The following is a 17,905-nucleotide window of genomic DNA, read 5'->3' on the forward strand; positions in this document are numbered from 1 at the left end:
CCCTTATGAAACTTAGCACATTATTTTTTTTTAGAAAAAACTTAGCCCTTTTACTATGTATTGGGATGATCCCCATTGGCATATTACAGGTTCAAGGGCCTTCAGAAGAAGGCGGTGAAAAGAAGCAGAAGAAAGAAAAAAAAGTTTCGATCGTTCCCCTTCCTGCTATCGCGGCAGATCCAACCTCAGGTTTGATTTTGGGGGTAGCCCCCTCCATCAATTGGACCATGGGCAATCCTGAAACCACCCGAATGTCATCTGCAATAGGTATGGCGCTTATCACCACTAAAAAGCAATTGTATACCTCATTGAGGTCAAATGCTTTTTTGAAAGATGACTCCTATACCCTGCTCACTGACTTTAGGTTTAACATCAACAATCAGCCCACTTATGGTCTGGGAACAAAAATATGGGCAAGACCTCAATTTTGGATCGGTCCAGGGCCTACACCTATTCCTACTGAAGAAAATGATGACCTGAAAAAAGAAATGATCTTTTTCAGGCATTTCAGAATGTATGGGGTGGCGATGAAAAGACATCAGGACACCAGGTTTTTCTACGGATTGGGATACCATTATGACAAAATGTTCAGAATAGATGACCGCGAACTGAATCTTGAGGCAAATCCTCCAGAAATTACTTTTCATGAAACCTATCAGGTATCCAAAGGATTACCAACTACGAGTTACAAACAATCCGGATTCTCGCTCAATGCAGTATATGACAGCAGAGACAATATCGCCAATACTTATACAGGAAAATACCTCTATGCTTCCTGGAGGGCATTTCCTGAATTCTTAGGCAGTACCTCAAACAGTGGTACTTTATGGTTGGAATACCGTGATTACTTTAGCCTTAGCAAAAAACGACCAAGAAATATCCTGGCCTTATGGACCTATGCCTGGTCTGTGACCCATGGAGAAGTGCCTTATATGTTTCTTCCTGCCGTAGGTTGGGATATGTTTTCAAGATCAGGTAGGGCTTACACTCAGGGAAGATTCAGAGGAGAAGACCTGGTCTATAGTGAGCTGGAATGGCGATTCCCGCTACAAAGGAATAAAGAAAGATTTGGAGGGGTTGTCTTTGCCAATACCACCACAGCCAGCAGCAGGTCTGAAGATGTCGATCTTTTCAATCATTTTCAGTTGGGCTATGGCTTAGGTCTGCGCTATATGGTCCTTCCTAAAAAGCGCATCAACATAGCACTTGACTATGGATTTGGAGTCAGAGGTGCCTCTGGAATCTTTTTGAATGTGAATGAAATGTTTTGATCAAACAAAATATTAACCTAAACCTATTAACCGAAAACATGAAATTATACAAATCATCCAAAGACATCATCATCGAACATGAGGACAAGTATTACCTTGCTCAGACAAGAGATTGGGACAAACTGGTAAACCAAGAAAACCTCTTCCAAAAGCTTCAGGAGGAACTGAATCCATGGAATGAAATCAATTGGTCTCCAAATGAATTGAATGCCCCAATCGGAACCCAGGAAATTTGGGCAGCCGGGGTGACTTATTATAGAAGCCGCGAGGCCAGAATGGAAGAATCCAAGGAAAGCGGTGCAGCAGTCTTCTATTCTAAAGTATATGAAGCGGAAAGGCCTGAATTATTTTTCAAATCCACGCATTACAGGGTTGCCAAACCCAATGGTGCAGTAAACATCCGAAAAGATTCGAAATGGAATGTTCCAGAACCTGAGCTCACCCTTTTTATCAATAATAATAATCAGATAGTGGCCTATACTATTGGAAATGACATGAGCTCGAGAGATATCGAAGGAGAAAATCCACTCTACCTTCCTCAAGCCAAATGCTATGACCATTCTGCAGCTATAGGTCCCTGTCTTTGGGTACCGGAAAAACCAATCGACCAAGACACGAAAATAAAGATGTCGATAGAGCGCGCCGGGAAAACCGTATTTGAAGGTGAAATTTCAATCAATCAAATGAAACGCTCCCATGATGAATTGGTTGAATACCTGACAAGGGAAATGTCATTCCCACAGGGTGTTTACTTGATGACCGGAACATGTTTGGTGCCAGACGACAGCTTTACACTTCACATTGGGGATTGGGTTCATATTGATATAGTAGGCATTGGTAGGCTAAGTAATAGTATCGCCCAAGCCTAATCCTTCAATGAAAGCAACTGGAATTTCACTTCAACACATTAGAACCCATTTATCAATCCGATTACCAAACTGATCAGAAACAAGATCAGAAATAGGTAAAACACCAATTTAGCGATGGCCGCAAGTCCTTTGGCAATGCCTGTAAAGCCTAAAACAGCTGCAATCAGGGCTATAATTAAAGCGGTAACTACGAATGATAGCATAACTTTCTGTTTTATTTTCGAAATATTTACAAATTCAATTCAATAATTTCGGAAAAAAATATGGTTTTTGCAAATCATCAAAGAATATAAACGGTCTATATTCCGTAATAAAAATGGACTTTTCGTAAATCAATTTGGCCTTTTTGTGGTTATATAGATGTATTTATCTTTTTTCCATCACTATAAATAGATTTTATGAAAGGATCAGACCTATTTGTCAAAGCATTAGAAAATGAAGGAGTAGAATACATCTTTGCTGTACCCGGTGAAGAAAACCTGGACTTGCTCCAGTCCCTCAAAAACTCCAAAATCAGATTAATTATTACCCGACATGAGCAAGGTGCCGGATTTATGGCCGCCACCTATGGTCGTCTTACAGGAAAACCAGGAGTGTGTTTGGCCACTTTAGGACCTGGGGCCACCAATCTCGTCACTCCTGCTGCTTATGCCCAACTAGGTGGTATGCCCATGCTGATGATCACCGGACAAAAACCCATCAAAAAAAGTAAGCAGGCCAGGTTTCAGATCATTGATGTGGTGGATATGATGCGCCCCATCACCAAATACACCAAACAAATTGTCAATGCCAACAATATTGCCTCACAGGTTAGAGAGGCTTTCAGGTTGGCCATTGAAGAAAAACCAGGAGCAGTACATTTGGAATTTCCTGAAGATATAGCCCAAGAAGATTGTTCTACGGAGGTATTTGAACCGATTGGACACATCATTCCAAAACCTGATGAAAGGGCCATTGAAGAGGCAGTGAATATGATCCAAGAGGCTAAAATGCCACTGCTTTTAATCGGAGCAGGAGCCAACAGAAAAGTGACCTGTGAAGCCCTGAGGGCTTTTGTAGACCATACCGGGATTTACTTTTTCACAACCCAGATGGGCAAAGGTGTCATTGATGAAAGACACAGTCAATACTTGGGAACTGCTGCATTGTCCAGTAAGGACTTTCTCCATACGGCCCTTGATGAAGCCGATCTTATCATTAATATAGGACATGATACGATTGAAAAGCCACCCTTTTTCATGCAAAAAGGAGGCAAAAAAGTAATCCACATAAACTTCAACCCAGCTGAAGTGGACCCTGTGTACTTCCCACAATTGAATGTGGTCGGCGACATCACCCACTCTGTGAAAAAATTAACGGCTCATTTGCAAAAGCAGTCTCATTGGGATTTTATCTTTTTCAAAAAGATCAAATCCGAAATAGAGGGAAACCTCAGTAAATATTTTGAAGATGAAAGATTCCCTATGCTGCCCCAAAGATTGGTAAACCTTCTTCGTAAAAATCTTGCCTCTGAGGACATCATTACCCTTGATAATGGCATCTATAAACTTTGGTTTGCAAGAAATTACACCTGCCATCAACCAAACACCTTACTTTTGGATAATGCTTTAGCCACTATGGGAGCTGGTTTGCCTTCTGCCATGATGGTAAAAATGTTGTATCCTGACAGAAATGTGATTGCAGTCTGTGGAGACGGAGGGTTTATGATGAATTCCCAAGAGATGGAAACTGCCGTGAGGCTGGGATTGAATCTGACCGTCATTGTACTCAATGATAAAGCTTACGGCATGATCAAATGGAAACAGGAGGATATGGGTTTCGATGATTTTGGACTGGATTACCAAAACCCAGATTTTGTAAAATATGCTGAAAGTTACGGGGCAAAAGGATTCAGACCGGAATCTGACCGGGATTTTCAAAAGATCCTGCAGACCTGCTTGAGTACCGATGGGGTAAAACTTATCGATTTACCAGTGGATTATTCTTTGAATCATCCCATTTTAAATGTTATGTTGAAAGAAAAAGCACAAAAACTATGAGTAACCATAAGACATTGAAAGTATTTTCTCCCTATAACCAAAGCCTAATCCAGGAAATTCCAATGGTAGGTGCCAAAGAAGTGGAAAGTGCATTAGATAAAGCTTATTCCCTTTTTTTAGACCGGAAGCAATGGCTTCCAGCATACCGAAGAATTGAGATTCTGGAGAAAGTTCAGGAACTGATGAAAGCCAAGGTGGAAGAACTCACCAAAACCGCTGCTGCTGAAGGCGGCAAGCCTTATGTGGACTCAAAAGTGGAAGTCATGCGGGCCATCAATGGGGTGAAAATTGCTGCTGAGGAAATAGGTCGACTGACTGGAGAACAAATTCCTATGGGGTTGACACAAGCCTCAGTCAACCGTATAGCTTTTACCACAAGAGAACCTATTGGAGTGGTTGCCTCTATCTCTGCTTTTAACCACCCTCTCAATCTCATTGTCCACCAGACGGTTACCGCTTTTGCAGCAGGTTGTCCCGTAATTGTGAAACCCGCCTCTACTACTCCCCTTTCCTGTTTGGCTTTTGCGGAAATTCTGAAAGAAGCCGGAGTGCCTGAAGGATGGGTTCAGGTAGTAATAACGGATAATGAAGCAGCTGAAAAAATGGTCACCGATCCGAGGGTCAATTACCTTTCTTTTATAGGCTCTGCAAAAGTTGGTTGGTACCTGAAGTCAAAATTGGCACCCGGAACCCGTTGCGCACTTGAACACGGTGGTGCTGCCCCTGTAATCGTAGAGTCTGACGCACAATTGGACGATATGATCCCTGCCTTGGTCAAAGGCGGCTTTTACCATGCCGGACAGGTCTGTGTATCGGTACAAAAGGTATTTGTACATGAAGGCATTGCCAAAAAAGTAGCTGAAGAAATGGCCCAGATGGCGGAAAAGCTAATTGTTGGTGATCCTCTCGATGAGAAAACCGAAGTCGGCCCCTTGATTTTGCCCAAGGAAGTGGACCGGGTGGAAAAATGGGTAAATGAGGCCAGAGAAAATGGTGGGGAAATCCTATGTGGCGGTAAGCGCATTTCAGATACTTGCTACGCCCCTACGGTTATATATAATCCTCCACAGAACATCAAGGTGTCCAAGGAAGAGATTTTTGGTCCGGTTGTCTGTGTGTATCCTTATGCAGATAGAGAAGAAGCGATCAAAAAGGCCAATGCCCTGCCCTATCATTTTCAGGCCGCAGTATTTACCAAGGACTTGGACATTGCCTTGGATACAGTGCAGCAACTCAATGCCACTGCTGTCATGGTCAATGACCATACAGCCTTTAGGGTGGACTGGATGCCTTTTGGGGGTAGAGATGCTTCAGGAGAAGGACTAGGCGGTATCCCTTATTCTATGCATGAAATGACCAGGGAGAAGCTGATGGTGATTAAAAGTAGGTTTTTGTAAAGGCGGAGGTCGGAAGTATGAAGGAGTATTTTGAACCATTCAGAAGTTAAGGTTTTATGGATTTCTTAAGAAAAAGCATTGTAAAAGTTCAGAAGGTCAGATAGTTCAAAGGCTTCACCTAGTCATTTCGACGAAGGAGAAATCTAAAAAACGCAACGCTTTATTAATTTAACCACAAAGGTAAGGGCAGGACGAAATGTCAGATGTTAGAGATGGGGAACGATTAAGGATTTCATTAAGAAGCTGGAATAACCTTTGAGTGCGCCTCGGCGTACTCAAAGGTTTCCCGATTTTAACTTCAACGAACAGTTATTTTTCAGAAAGTTTGCAAATTAAAAATCTGCTGTATTGCTCCACGAAATTAAAATTTCGAGAAGCTGGTTGAGTTTTGTGATTTGAAATTTGAAATTTGGATTTTGTTAATTTGGCATCAAGTAATCCTCCTCCAAAAAAGAATCCTCCCCGCATATCTCAAAAAGAATTAGAGATTCGTTCTTTTTTTATATTTTGAATCCATGAAAAAACATGGATGGTTATTATTATTAGTAGGAACCCTATTTGGATTCATTGTAGCCAAAACCACAGAACCCCTCACAAGAGAGGATGTCAAAATTGCCCAAAAACTCTTCAACCTTCATTTTGAAGATGCAGCAATCGACACCATGCTCCAATACCTGGAAAGCAATAGAAAAGCTTTTGATACGATGAGGACTTTTCATTTGGAGAATGATATTTCCCCCGCTCTTCATTTTGACCCCATTCCTTTGGATTATCCTTTAAGCCCTGATCTGGGAAAAAATCAATGGCCCATCAATTTACAGGCAAAGCTCCCTGGAAATTTAGAAGAACTGGCCTTTTACTCTATACAGGATTTGGCTGGCTTGATCAAATCCGGAAAGATTACCTCAGTTGAGCTGACAAAAATTTACCTGGACCGAATCAAAAAACATGACCCAAAATTACTGGCCTTTGTGACCGTTACCGAAGAGCTTGCACTTCAACAGGCACAAAAGGCAGATAAGGAAATTTCCGAAGGGATATATAAAGGTCCACTTCATGGGATTCCCTATGGTTTAAAAGATCTGGCTTCAGTACCTGGATATCCAACTACATGGGGGTCAGCTCCATATAAAGACCAAATTATCGATGAAACGGCTACCGTTGTCAGGAAATTGGAAGAAGCGGGAGCTGTCTTGTTGGGCAAATTGGTTTCGGGTAGCCTTGCCCGGGGTGATGTTTGGTTTGGAGGGAAAACCAAAAACCCATGGGATCTGGAACAAGGTGCATCAGGTTCTTCAGCAGGCTCAGGATCAGCTACTGCTGCAGGTTTGGTAGCATTTTCTATTGGAACAGAAACCTTGGGGTCTATCATCTCACCTTCCACCCGAACTGGAAGCACCGGCCTTAGACCTACCTTTGGGGCAGTCAGCAAGCATGGTTTTATGGTGCTCTCCTGGAGTATGGACAAAGTAGGTCCTATATGTCGAAATGCCACAGATTGTGCCATCGTTTATGATTATATCAGAGGGCAGGATGGTTTGGACAAGTCAGTCAAAAATGCGGCTTTCAACTATCAGCAAAGTCCAGATATCAAAAAATTAAAAGTAGCCTATTTACAGGATTTATTTCAAAAAGACACTTCAGCAATCAGTATTCATCACCAAAGAACCTTAAGTGAATTTGAAGCCTTGGGCATCAGGCCCGAAAAAGTAACATTACCTGAAAACTTCCCTTTTTCAGTTTTTGACATTATCCTCCGTGCGGAATCAGGTGCTTTTTTTGACCAGTTAGTACTCTCCGGAGTTGTTGATGAGATGGTGGAGCAACACAAAGGTTCCCGCGCCAATTCCCTCAGGCAATCCCGTTTTATCCCTGCTGTGGAATATTTGCAGGCCAATAGGCACAGAAGCAAGCTGATAGAAAAGTTCCACCAAATGATCAAGGATTACGATGTGGTCATTTCCCCTACTTTTGCCGGTAGACAAATGTTGATTACCAATTTGACAGGACATCCTGCCTTGAGTTTACCTAATGGATTCGATGAAAAAGGAAGGCCTACTAGTATTACTTTGTTGGGTAATTATTTTGGAGAAGATAAGTTGATTGCCTTGGCTGAGGCCTATCAGAAGCAGTATCAATATCATGGGCTGGTACCTAAAGGCCTAAAAGAATAGATTCCCTCCATTTTATTAACCATTGTTTTGAAACACATCTTACCCATAATTGTCATTGCCCAGTTTTTGAGCACATCTCTTTGGTTTGCCGGTAATGCCGTACTTTTGGATATGGCGGTTGACCTGAACTTGGAGCCGGCATACCTTGGTCACCTGACCAGTGCAGTGCAATTAGGATTCATTGCCGGGACTTTGATCTTTGCGGTGTTGACCATTTCAGATAAATTTTCTCCTTCCAAAGTTTTCCTCATCAGTGCAATCATAGCGGCCCTTTTCAATCTTGCCGTGAGTTTACAGGGCTTATCAGGATTGCAGATCCTTCTATTGAGATTCGGAACAGGATTTTTCCTTGCAGGGATTTATCCTGTAGGAATGAAAATCGCCGCTGACTATTTCCAAAAAGGATTGGGTAAATCCTTGGGCTTATTGGTTGGCGCTTTGGTATTGGGTACTGCCTTTCCCCATTTGGTCAGAAGCCTGACAAATGAATTTCCCTGGAGATTTGTGATCTATACGACTTCCTTATTAGCTGTAATCGGTGGTTTAATGATCATCCTTTTTGTTCCTAACGGTCCATTCCGGAAAAAAAGCCAATCCCTCGATTTTACGGTGTTTTTCAAGGTTTTCAGCCTAAAACCTTTTCGCGCCGCAGCCTTGGGCTACTTCGGCCATATGTGGGAATTATATGCATTTTGGGCTTTTGTTCCTATAGTGATCCAATACTATGGACTCCGCCATCAAATGGAATTTGACATCCCTTTCATGGCTTTTTCTATTATCGGCATCGGAGGTCTTTCATGCGCAATGGGCGGTTTTTTGTCTGAAAAATTCCCTCCAAATAAAATCGCCAATTGGGCGCTGAGCATTTCAGGAATCTGCTGTTTCCTTTCTCCATTATTGATTATACAAGGATCCATGTTGATTTTCCTTTTATTTTTACTCATATGGGGTTTGGCAGTCACTGCTGACTCCCCCATGTTCTCCACTTTGGTTGCCCAAAACTCCCCTGAAAAAAACAGGGGTACGGCCCTGACCATCGTTAATTCAATAGGTTTTGGCATTTCTGTGCTCAGTATACAGTTATTGAATTACCTAAACCCTATCCTCTCTCCCGAATATTTGTTTTTAATCTTGGGTATTGGCCCGCTGATCGGGCTTTATCATTTCAGAAAAGAAACTTTTGATTCCCAATAAAAGTAGATTTTTTGCATCTTTGAAGAAGAACACCTCTGCCAATAATGAAAAAAGAACAATGGAATGAAGAAATCGCCCTGCTCAAATCCCTGGCAGAACGAACCGAATTGGAACATAGCATCAAATGGGGCATAGATGTCTATACCCTTGAGGGAAAAAATGTGATGGGCATAGCACCTTTCAAATCCTATGTTGGCATCTGGTTTTACAATGGGGTTTTCATGAAAGACTCAAAAAATGTTTTCATCAATGCCCAGGAAGGCAAAACCAAGGGTCTTCGGCAATGGCGGTTCAATTCAATAGAGGAAATAGACGAAGCATCAGTATCTGCTTACATCAAAGAAGCCATTGAAAACGAAAAAGCAGGTTTAAAATTGGTTCCTGCCAAACCCACTAAGCCTGATTTACCGGAACTATTACAACAGGCCTTAGAGCAAGACAAAAAATTGAAAGCCGCCTTTGACAAGCTGACTTTAGGAAAACAAAAAGAATTTGCAGAGTACATCACCACAGCTAAAAGGGAACAGACCCAAATCGATAGACTAGAGAAAATCAAGCCCATGATTATGGATGGAATTGGGCTGAATGATATGTATAAGAAGAGTTGAAAACTCCAAATTACAAAAGACCAAAACCCAAATCCTGCCCAATGGTCAGGCGGGTCCAAGCTCCAAGCCCAAAATTACATTTCACGAATTAACTAATTACTAATTAACCAATAACTAATTACCAATTATCATCTTTGGAACCCGATACATTGTACATGGTACATAAAAAAAAAACAAAATGCCTGAAAACAAAACAAAGGAAACGGATTCATCAGTATGGGATTTTATCCAAGCGGTGGAAAATGAGCAAAAGAGACAGGACAGTCTTGCCCTAATTGAAATCTTAAAAGATGCCTCAGGACATGAACCAAAAATGTGGGGTACAAGCATTATTGGCTTTGGCAGCTATCATTACAAATACCAAAGTGGCCATGAGGGCGATGCACCATTGGTAGGTTTTTCACCACGAAAAAATGCCATCACACTTTATTTTTCCTGTGATGTGAACGGTCAGCATGCTGATTTGCTGGCCAAACTGGGTAAACATAAAACAGGCAAAGGCTGTGTCTATATCAACAAATTATCGGATGTCAATCCAGAAATCACCAAAGACTTGGCAAAAGCCTCTATCAGTTTTACGCTTGAAAAATACGCTGACAAATAATTTCACAACCTTTAAACCCTCCTTTACCCTTTCTTTGAAAAAAGATTAAATTTATAAAGAGCTTTTTAGTCAGGGTCTGCGTAAAATGACTATCTTTTGATATTAGATTTACCATCCTGAACCAGATTATGAAAAATAAACCTTTATTACTTTTTGCCGCATTGATTATTTTCTCCCTTACTTCATGTTTAGAAAATAAAGAGGATGATCCTATTCTCTCCTGCGAACCTGAAACAGCGTACTATGGTGGCTTTATCCTAAGGTTTTATGAGGGCAATCCCAACCAATCCGCATTTCGTAATCCCAGTAGACAAGAAGCAGTTTGTTGGTCAGATTTATCCCCCATTCAGATTGGAGGGTCAGGTATAGGAAATTGTGGGGTGGGTTATGAAATGTTTGAAAATCCGTTTTTGGGAACTGCCATATTATTGTCAGAAAACGATCTAAATGCCGTAGAAAACAGCTATTATAAAAGATACCTAGAGGTAATGGGGATTTTTTCCTGTATGGATTTCAGTACTAGGGAATCATTTTTCAATTTATTCAAGCCTGCCCAATATGGAATGGCAACTGATTTTGAAGATTTTGGGAATTTTGTTGTCCAATTTTTTGATGAAGGCACCATGTATTCTAGTATTGGAGTGGCCAATTCAATTTTTAATGTAACCCTTTCTGAAATTGAAGAAAGGTCTGAAAACAATGCTGATTATGTTGTCGCCACTGTAAGATTCAGCGCATTGTTGAAAGCTGAAAATGGCAAATACCTTAAAGTCGAAAATGCTGAAGTAAGAGGACAGTTTTTCAGGATGACGCCTTTTGGCTCTACTTGGGAAGATTGAAAACAAATTACAAATTACAAACTCCAAATACCAAAGACCAAAGACTAAACTCAATATTTTGAATTTCAAACCTACCCTATAGTCAAGGGATATCCAAGCTCAAAATTACTGATGAACAATTACCAATAATCTTCACAGGATATTTTTTGGTACATGCTACCTTGTACATCTTGTCCGCCGTCGCGGATGGTTCATCGTACATAGTAGATGTACAAAGTTTTAGTTTAGCTTCAGAATATCAGCTCTTATTTTTTTTTAAAGATTTGTATCAACATGATCAAAGTCACTTTTTTCAGAAGAAAAATAGATTAACTTTAACAAGTTAATATGAAGCGGAACCTTGCCATATGGTTTTTATTTTTGGCCCAGATCATGATGCTGGGACATAACTTTATTCCCCACCATCATCAGGACCCATTTGAAAGCCTTTTTATCAAATCCCATCAATGTTCCCACCATCAGCATGATCATGGTATATTGGAAACCATCTTTTCTTTGGTCCCCCATTCTGAAAAAGGAATGGAGGCAATGCACTGTACACATGTCGAGCAACCTGTAAGCAAACAAACTTTGGTTCTGTCGGCTGTATTTCCGGATGATCTGAATGTTATAAGAAACTTCATTTTCGTAAAGGATTCATTTGCTCCTCACATTGGGAATTTTGATCCGATATTTAAACTTTTACCTTGGGGACTGAGGGCACCTCCTTTTTTTACCTGATTGATCCTTTTGCACTTACTATAGGATTATAGGTGACCTTGGGTTACTTCTTACCGTTCCGAATTAGTGGAAATCATATTAAAAATCGCAGTTGTATCAAAAAATGCAAACGGATTGTAATTCCTACTTTTCTATCGGGCTGGTTATCAAACAAAGTCAGGTGTCAAAAATTAGGATCAATCACCACGAACAATCCTTCCCAGTACTTTACCAATAAATTCAAATCATATGAAACAGGCAAAAATTATTTTGACCTGCTTTTTGCTCGGTTTGGCTTCCTGCCAATCCGGACAAGAACATCAGCACGAAGAGGAATCGGCAATTCCTTCAGAAGCCATGACTACCTACACAGAAAGCGTGGAAGTCTTTATTGATTTTCAGCCTTTGGTGCAAAATAAGATGTCCACCATCATGGCACATATCACCATTTTGGGAGAAAATTTCAAGCCTTTGGAAGAAGGGCAGATACATTTAAGCCTTTCTCTCAATGGCCAAAAGTACACCGCTTCCAGTAATCAGCCTGAAACGCCTGGTATTTTTGAACTTGACCTAACACCCGAATCTGAAGGCGTGGGCCAGCTTACTATTGACATTAAAGCTCCAAATGTTTCTGAGACAGTCAGCTTTCCACAGGTGAATGTGTATCCCAACTTGACGTCAGCCGTACGTGCTTTAAGTAAGGCTGCAAACGGGGATGAAATTTCCTACTTAAAAAACCAAGCTTGGCGCATTGATTTTGCCAATGCTCCTGTTAAAAAAGAAGTTTTTCGCCAGGTTTTCAAAACAAGTGGCCGGATCCTTTCCGCTCCTGGAGACGAAACCATCCTGACTGCCAAATCAAGTGGTACGGTTTTGTTTACCGGCAACAAATCCATTATTGGCTCTGCTGTCAAGACTGGAGAGCAGCTATTTACCGTTACTGGCGGTGGGCTGACCCAAGGCAACCCAGAGATTATTTTCAAAGATGCTCAGGTCCGGTATGAACAGGCAAAAGCGGATTTTGAAAGGGCTGAAATCTTAGTGAAAGATCAGATCATTTCAGAGAAAGACTTTCTACAGGCCAAAGCAGCTTATGAAACATCATCCAACAGCTATCAGGTTATCGCAAAAAACTACTCCAACACAGGACAAAAAATAGCCTCCACCTTGAATGGTTTTGTCAAAAATATACTGGTCAGCGAGGGTCAGTATGTAGAAGCAGGAACCCCTTTGGCTGTTATCAGCAAAAACCAGAAGTTAATCCTGCAGGCAGAGATATCCCAAAAATATTTCCACCTCCTGCCGTCCTTTACAGCCGCTAATTTCAGGATGGCTGGTGATGACAAGGTCTTTGACACGGAGATGATGAATGGTAAAGTAATTTCATATGGAAAAAGCAGTAATGCAAATGCTGCCTATGTCCCTATCAGCTTTGAAATCGACAATATTGGTCAAATTATCCCTGGAGCTATCACCGAGGTATTTCTGAAATCCACCATCATTCCCGATGCTTTACTGATCCCAACGGAAGCTTTGATGGAAGAAATGGGCAGTCACTTTGTCTATATCCAAACAGGCGGGGAAACCTTTCTGAAGCAGGAGGTTCAGTTGGGGGGTAATGATGGGAAAATGGTTCAGGTGTTGGCAGGTCTTCAAGAAGGAGATCGCGTGGTCACCAAAGGAGCCTATTCTATCAAGCTTGCCACTTCTTCAGGTGCCATTCCGGAGCATGGACATACACATTAGGGTTTGAGGTAACCTGATACAAAAAATCATATAGTACACTGATTTTCAACCAACAATGATATATCACCATGCTCAATAAAATATTACATTTCTCTCTTAATAATCGGCTACTGATAATCGTTGGATTCGCATTGCTGTCCTTTTTCGGCACCTACGTAGCATTCAATATGGAGGTGGATGTATTTCCAGACCTTACTGCACCTACTGTTGTAATACTTACAGAAGCCCATGGAATGGCTCCGGAAGAAGTCGAAAGATTGGTTAGCTTTCCTATCGAAACGGCTGTCAATGGCGCTACCAATGTCAGGCGGGTACGATCTGCCTCCTCAGGCGGCTTTTCCGTAGTCTGGATTGAATTCGAATGGGATACCGACATCTACCGGGCCAGGCAGATTGTCAATGAAAAAATAGCTACGATTTCCGACAGACTTCCACTGGGTGTGGGTACCCCAACAATGGCGCCACAGTCCTCCATCATGGGGGAAATCATGTTTGTGGCACTTTATGCGGACAGCACGTCTATGATGGACCTTCGGACCATATCAGATTGGATTATCCGACCCAGACTGTTGGCAACTGGTGGTGTGGCCCAGGTCATTGTCTACGGTGGGGATTATAAACAATACCAGATTTTGGCCAATCCTCAAAGGATGCGTTATCACAACGTCTCCCTTCAGGAACTCATCACTGCTGCCGAATCCTCCAATGGCAATTCTTCCGGAGGGTTTCTCAACCAATATGGCAATGAATATATCATCAAAGGTTTAGGTAGAACAAATGAAATCCACGAAATAGGAAGATCCATCATCAAAAAACAGGGTGACCAGATTATCCGAATAGAGGATGTCGCTGATGTAAAAATCGGTTCGGCTCCTAAAATCGGAGACGCTTCAGCTTATGCCAAGCCGGCTGTAGTACTCTCCGTGTCCAAACAGCCTGATGTCAATACACTTGAGTTAACCGAAAAAATTGACATTGCACTGGATGAACTCAAGAAAACCCTGCCGGCTGATATCCAAATCAACACCAATGTCTTTCGACAAGCGGACTTTATCAATGCCTCCATCAGCAATATCCAAAAAGTGTTGCTGGAAGGTTCTGCTTTTGTGGTCATTGTACTCTTTCTTTTTCTGATGAACTGGAGGGCAACAGTAATCTCTTTGTTAGCCATTCCAATTTCATTGATTGTAGCCATCCTTACCTTGAAATGGCTTGGATTCACCATCAATACCATGAGTTTGGGCGGCATGGCCATTGCCATTGGTGACCTGGTGGATGATGCCATCATCGATGTGGAAAATGTATACAAGCGATTGAAAGAAAATGCCAAACTTCCCAAAGAACAGCGAGGGAAACAATTGAGTGTCATTTTTGATGCCTCTTTTGAGATCAGGCATTCCATTATCAATGCCACCTTTATCATCATTGTAGCATTTTTACCATTGTTTTTCCTTACCGGAATGGAAGGAAGGCTACTTGCTCCGCTAGGCATTGCCTTTATTGTCTCCCTATTTGCCTCTTTGATCATTGCCATCACCCTTACACCTGTATTATGCAGTTTTTTGTTGACCGACAAGAAACAATTGATGAAGCAGGATAAGGAGAGTTGGTTGGTGGACAAACTCCAACATTTCTATGGTATTTTTCTGGAAAAGGCCATGAACTTCAAAAAGTTGTTTATCGGATTGACTTTAGGAGCCCTGGCTCTAGCAATTTTGATTTTCAGCCAATTAGGCAGAAGCTTTCTTCCAGAATTTAATGAAGGTGCCATGACCATTGCGGCAGTGGCAAGACCGGGATTGTCTTTGGAAGAAAGCAATAAGATAGGAACTAGGATTGAGGAAGCGCTACTGTCAGTTCCCGAAGTCATTTCTACTACCCGAAGAACGGGAAGGGCTGAATTGGATGAGCATGCTCAAGGTGTCAATTCTTCAGAAATTGAAATACCTTTTATTTTGGAAGAAAGAGACCGTGCGGAATTTCTAGCCGATGTCAGGCAAAAACTTTCCCACATCAAAGAGGCCAATATCAGTATAGGGCAGCCCATTTCCCATAGAATTGACCACATGCTTTCTGGTACTCGGGCCAATATTGCCATCAAGATATTCGGAACCGACCTTAACCGGATGTTCAAACTTTCCAATCAGATCAAACATGAAATCGAAGACATAGAAGGATTGGTGGACATTTCGGTAGAACCCCAAATAGAAATACCACAATACCAATTAAGAGCAAACCGTGAATTACTCAGTCAGTACGGAATCAGTATAGCCCAGTTTAACCAAATGATAGATGTGGGGATTGCTGGTGAAAAAGTGTCTGAGATCTATGAGGGCAACCGCTCGTTCGACCTCATTGTACGTTTTGATGAGGATAATAGAGACAAAATGGACCATATCCTCAACACCTTGATCGATACGGATTCGGGAGATAAAATCCCAATTCATTACGTAGCGGATATTGTCAGCAGCAGCGGTCCAAGTACGATCAATAGGGAAAACGTACAGCGAAAAACTGTGGTCTCTGCCAATGTGAGCGGACGTGACCAAAAAAGTGTAGTCGATGAAATTAGGGCAAGAATTGATGAAAAGATCCAGTTGCCCGAAGGCTATCATATAGAACTGGGCGGACAGTTTGAGGCTGAAGAAGAAGCCAGTACCACACTCTTGGTTGCTTCCTTCTTTTCGCTTTTGGTAATATTTCTCTTACTTTTTCAGGAATTCAAGAAGGTAAAATTAGCTTCCATTATAATGATCAACCTTCCTTTAGCTTTGATCGGTGGAATTCTAAGTATCTATTTTACTTCCGGTATCCTGAGTATTCCTGCTATAATTGGATTTATTACCCTTTTTGGTATAGCCACGCGTAATGGCATACTCTTGGTATCCCATTATGAACTACTCCGGGAAAAAGGAATGGGTCTTTTTGATACCATCATTCAAGGATCCAAAGACAGGTTAAGCCCCATTTTGATGACAGCCATTACTGCGGCACTTGCCCTTATCCCATTGGCGATGGCAGGTGACCTTCCCGGTAATGAGATTCAAAGCCCCATGGCCAAAGTAATCCTTGGAGGGTTGACCACCTCTACCCTATTGAACCTGATCATCGTCCCAATGGTCTATTACATCAGCAATTCAGATTCCAAAACCGAGCTATCATGAAAACTTACAGTATAGCATTCTTGTTCTCCTGCTTGGTCTCTTTTTCCGTCCTTGCCCAAAGTAATCTTGAGCAGGTCTTGATGGGAATAGAGGCAAACAACAAAACCATTCAGGCACAAAAGCAGAACTTTGAAGCGCGTAAATTGGAATTCAAAGCGGATCTTCCCCTTTATAATCCCAATTTTGAATACGATTATATGGATGGTTCTCCATCAGCAGCTGGTAATTTGACCGATATCTGGATCAATCAGAGCTTTGATTTTCCTACAGCATATGGAAAAAGAAGAGAACTTGCCAAAGGTCTAAGCAGTCAAGCAGATTTTGCCTTGATGGCCACTAGACAGGAAATTTTGTTAGAAGCCAAGCAATCTTATCTTGAACTTGTTTTTAGAAATAAGCTTCAGCAACAGATTTCCAATAGAAAGGCAGCCACAGAAAGGTTGCTACGGGATTTTGAACGAAAGTTAACAACCGGAGACGGCAATATCCTGGATGTCAACAAGGCCAAATTGCAACTGATCGAAATCAATAAGGATTTCCAATCCAACCTTGCAGGCATCAACCAATTGCTTCAAAACCTGAAATCCTTAAATGGAGGCATAGAGCTGGAAGTGATGGCATCAAGTTATCAGGAAGAAGAGCTGACTACGGATTTTGAACTGCTTTTTGAGGAATTCAAAGCAGCTGACCCGATGTGGAAATATGTTGAAATGGAAAACAAAACTTCCAAAATCCGGCTCGAACACATGAAAGCTATGGCCTTGCCAAAGATATCTACGGGTTATCGGTATCAGTCTCTTTTAGGTCAGACATTTCAGGGGTTCCGCCTGGGTGCAAGCATTCCTCTTTGGGAAAACAAATACAAAGTCCGTCAAAAAGAGGCCGAGTTTAGTTTTGCCTCATTACAATGGACAGATTACCAGAACGAGCGGTATTACGAACTGAGACAGCTTTACGAAAGGTATGAGAAGCTGTCCACCACTTTGCAGGACTACCGAAATGTACTGGAGAACATCAGTAGCATCGCCTATCTGGACAAAGCACTGGAACTTGGCCATATTTCTACCATAGAATATTTCCTGGAATCCAATTACTTTTACACCGCCTATACCAATTACCTGCAGACTGAAAACGATTATTATCGGGTAAAGGCGGAGTTGTTGAGGTTTAGATTGTGAAAATAATTCAAAAGGAGTTAATACAAGACCTCCCTTAGCTTTGTTTGTCGTTATTCCCAATGACCCCATACAGCATAAAGCCATTGGCCATAAAAGTCCAAGTCTAAAGAATTGCATTAAACA

14 protein-coding genes are annotated in these 17,905 nt (G+C 41.6%); 13 read left to right on the forward strand and 1 reads right to left on the reverse strand.

The genetic code is table 11. From position 1 onward, the window contains the following. Window positions 1-65: 65 nt before the first annotated feature. On the forward strand, window positions 66-1,271 hold the full coding sequence (locus ACFFIP_RS15620; protein WP_382388632.1) for a BamA/TamA family outer membrane protein: 1,206 nt from the start codon (window positions 66-68) through the stop codon (window positions 1,269-1,271). A gap of 38 nt (window positions 1,272-1,309) precedes the next feature. Further along, window positions 1,310-2,140, forward strand: a complete 831-nt coding sequence (locus tag ACFFIP_RS15625) for a fumarylacetoacetate hydrolase family protein (protein ID WP_382388633.1) — start codon at window positions 1,310-1,312, stop codon at window positions 2,138-2,140. Between the two features lie 38 nt (window positions 2,141-2,178). Here the strand turns inward: ACFFIP_RS15625 and ACFFIP_RS15630 are convergent, their stop codons facing one another. After that, window positions 2,179-2,343 carry a DUF1328 domain-containing protein gene (locus ACFFIP_RS15630; protein ID WP_382388635.1) on the reverse strand — a complete coding sequence of 55 codons (165 nt, stop codon included), beginning with the start codon at window positions 2,341-2,343 and terminating at the stop codon, window positions 2,179-2,181. Window positions 2,344-2,538: 195 nt separating this feature from the next. Between ACFFIP_RS15630 and ACFFIP_RS15635 the strand changes: the two genes are divergently transcribed. The 11 genes from ACFFIP_RS15635 to ACFFIP_RS15685 all read left to right on the forward strand — a co-directional run bounded on the left by ACFFIP_RS15635 (window position 2,539) and on the right by ACFFIP_RS15685 (window position 17,782). Further along, complete coding sequence (locus ACFFIP_RS15635; protein WP_382388636.1) at window positions 2,539-4,179, forward strand: acetolactate synthase large subunit; 1,641 nt, start codon at window positions 2,539-2,541, stop codon at window positions 4,177-4,179. Continuing rightward, the gene (locus ACFFIP_RS15640) at window positions 4,176-5,576 is read left to right on the forward strand and encodes an aldehyde dehydrogenase family protein (RefSeq protein ID WP_382388637.1); all 1,401 of its coding nucleotides are present in this window, start codon (window positions 4,176-4,178) and stop codon (window positions 5,574-5,576) included. Before ACFFIP_RS15635 ends, ACFFIP_RS15640 begins: the two co-directional genes overlap by 4 nt. A gap of 515 nt (window positions 5,577-6,091) precedes the next feature. Next, the gene (locus ACFFIP_RS15645) at window positions 6,092-7,750 is read left to right on the forward strand and encodes an amidase (protein ID WP_382388638.1); all 1,659 of its coding nucleotides are present in this window, start codon (window positions 6,092-6,094) and stop codon (window positions 7,748-7,750) included. A gap of 27 nt (window positions 7,751-7,777) precedes the next feature. Continuing rightward, a complete protein-coding gene (locus tag ACFFIP_RS15650; RefSeq protein WP_382388639.1) occupies window positions 7,778-8,944 on the forward strand; it encodes an MFS transporter in 1,167 nt (388 codons plus the stop codon). 44 nt (window positions 8,945-8,988) lie between these two features. Next, a complete protein-coding gene (locus ACFFIP_RS15655) occupies window positions 8,989-9,552 on the forward strand; it encodes a YdeI/OmpD-associated family protein (RefSeq protein WP_382388640.1) in 564 nt (187 codons plus the stop codon). Window positions 9,553-9,730: 178 nt separating this feature from the next. Continuing rightward, a complete protein-coding gene (locus ACFFIP_RS15660; RefSeq protein ID WP_382388641.1) occupies window positions 9,731-10,156 on the forward strand; it encodes a DUF1801 domain-containing protein in 426 nt (141 codons plus the stop codon). Between the two features lie 128 nt (window positions 10,157-10,284). Further along, window positions 10,285-10,995 (forward strand): hypothetical protein, encoded by a 711-nt coding sequence (locus ACFFIP_RS15665; RefSeq protein ID WP_382388642.1) that lies wholly within the window; start codon window positions 10,285-10,287, stop codon window positions 10,993-10,995. A gap of 327 nt (window positions 10,996-11,322) precedes the next feature. After that, on the forward strand, window positions 11,323-11,715 hold the full coding sequence (locus ACFFIP_RS15670; RefSeq protein ID WP_382388643.1) for a hypothetical protein: 393 nt from the start codon (window positions 11,323-11,325) through the stop codon (window positions 11,713-11,715). Between the two features lie 228 nt (window positions 11,716-11,943). Continuing rightward, a complete protein-coding gene (locus ACFFIP_RS15675) occupies window positions 11,944-13,440 on the forward strand; it encodes an efflux RND transporter periplasmic adaptor subunit (RefSeq protein ID WP_382388645.1) in 1,497 nt (498 codons plus the stop codon). 68 nt (window positions 13,441-13,508) lie between these two features. Continuing rightward, window positions 13,509-16,604, forward strand: coding sequence for an efflux RND transporter permease subunit (locus ACFFIP_RS15680; protein WP_382388646.1), 3,096 nt, complete (start codon window positions 13,509-13,511; stop codon window positions 16,602-16,604). Next, window positions 16,601-17,782, forward strand: a complete 1,182-nt coding sequence (locus ACFFIP_RS15685) for a TolC family protein (protein ID WP_382388647.1) — start codon at window positions 16,601-16,603, stop codon at window positions 17,780-17,782. The genes ACFFIP_RS15680 and ACFFIP_RS15685 overlap by 4 nt, the downstream gene beginning before the upstream one ends. Window positions 17,783-17,905 lie beyond the last annotated feature (123 nt).

The sequence above is a fragment of the Fontibacter flavus genome (genome assembly GCF_042432905.1).
In the GTDB taxonomy this organism is placed as follows: domain Bacteria; phylum Bacteroidota; class Bacteroidia; order Cytophagales; family Cyclobacteriaceae; genus Fontibacter; species Fontibacter flavus.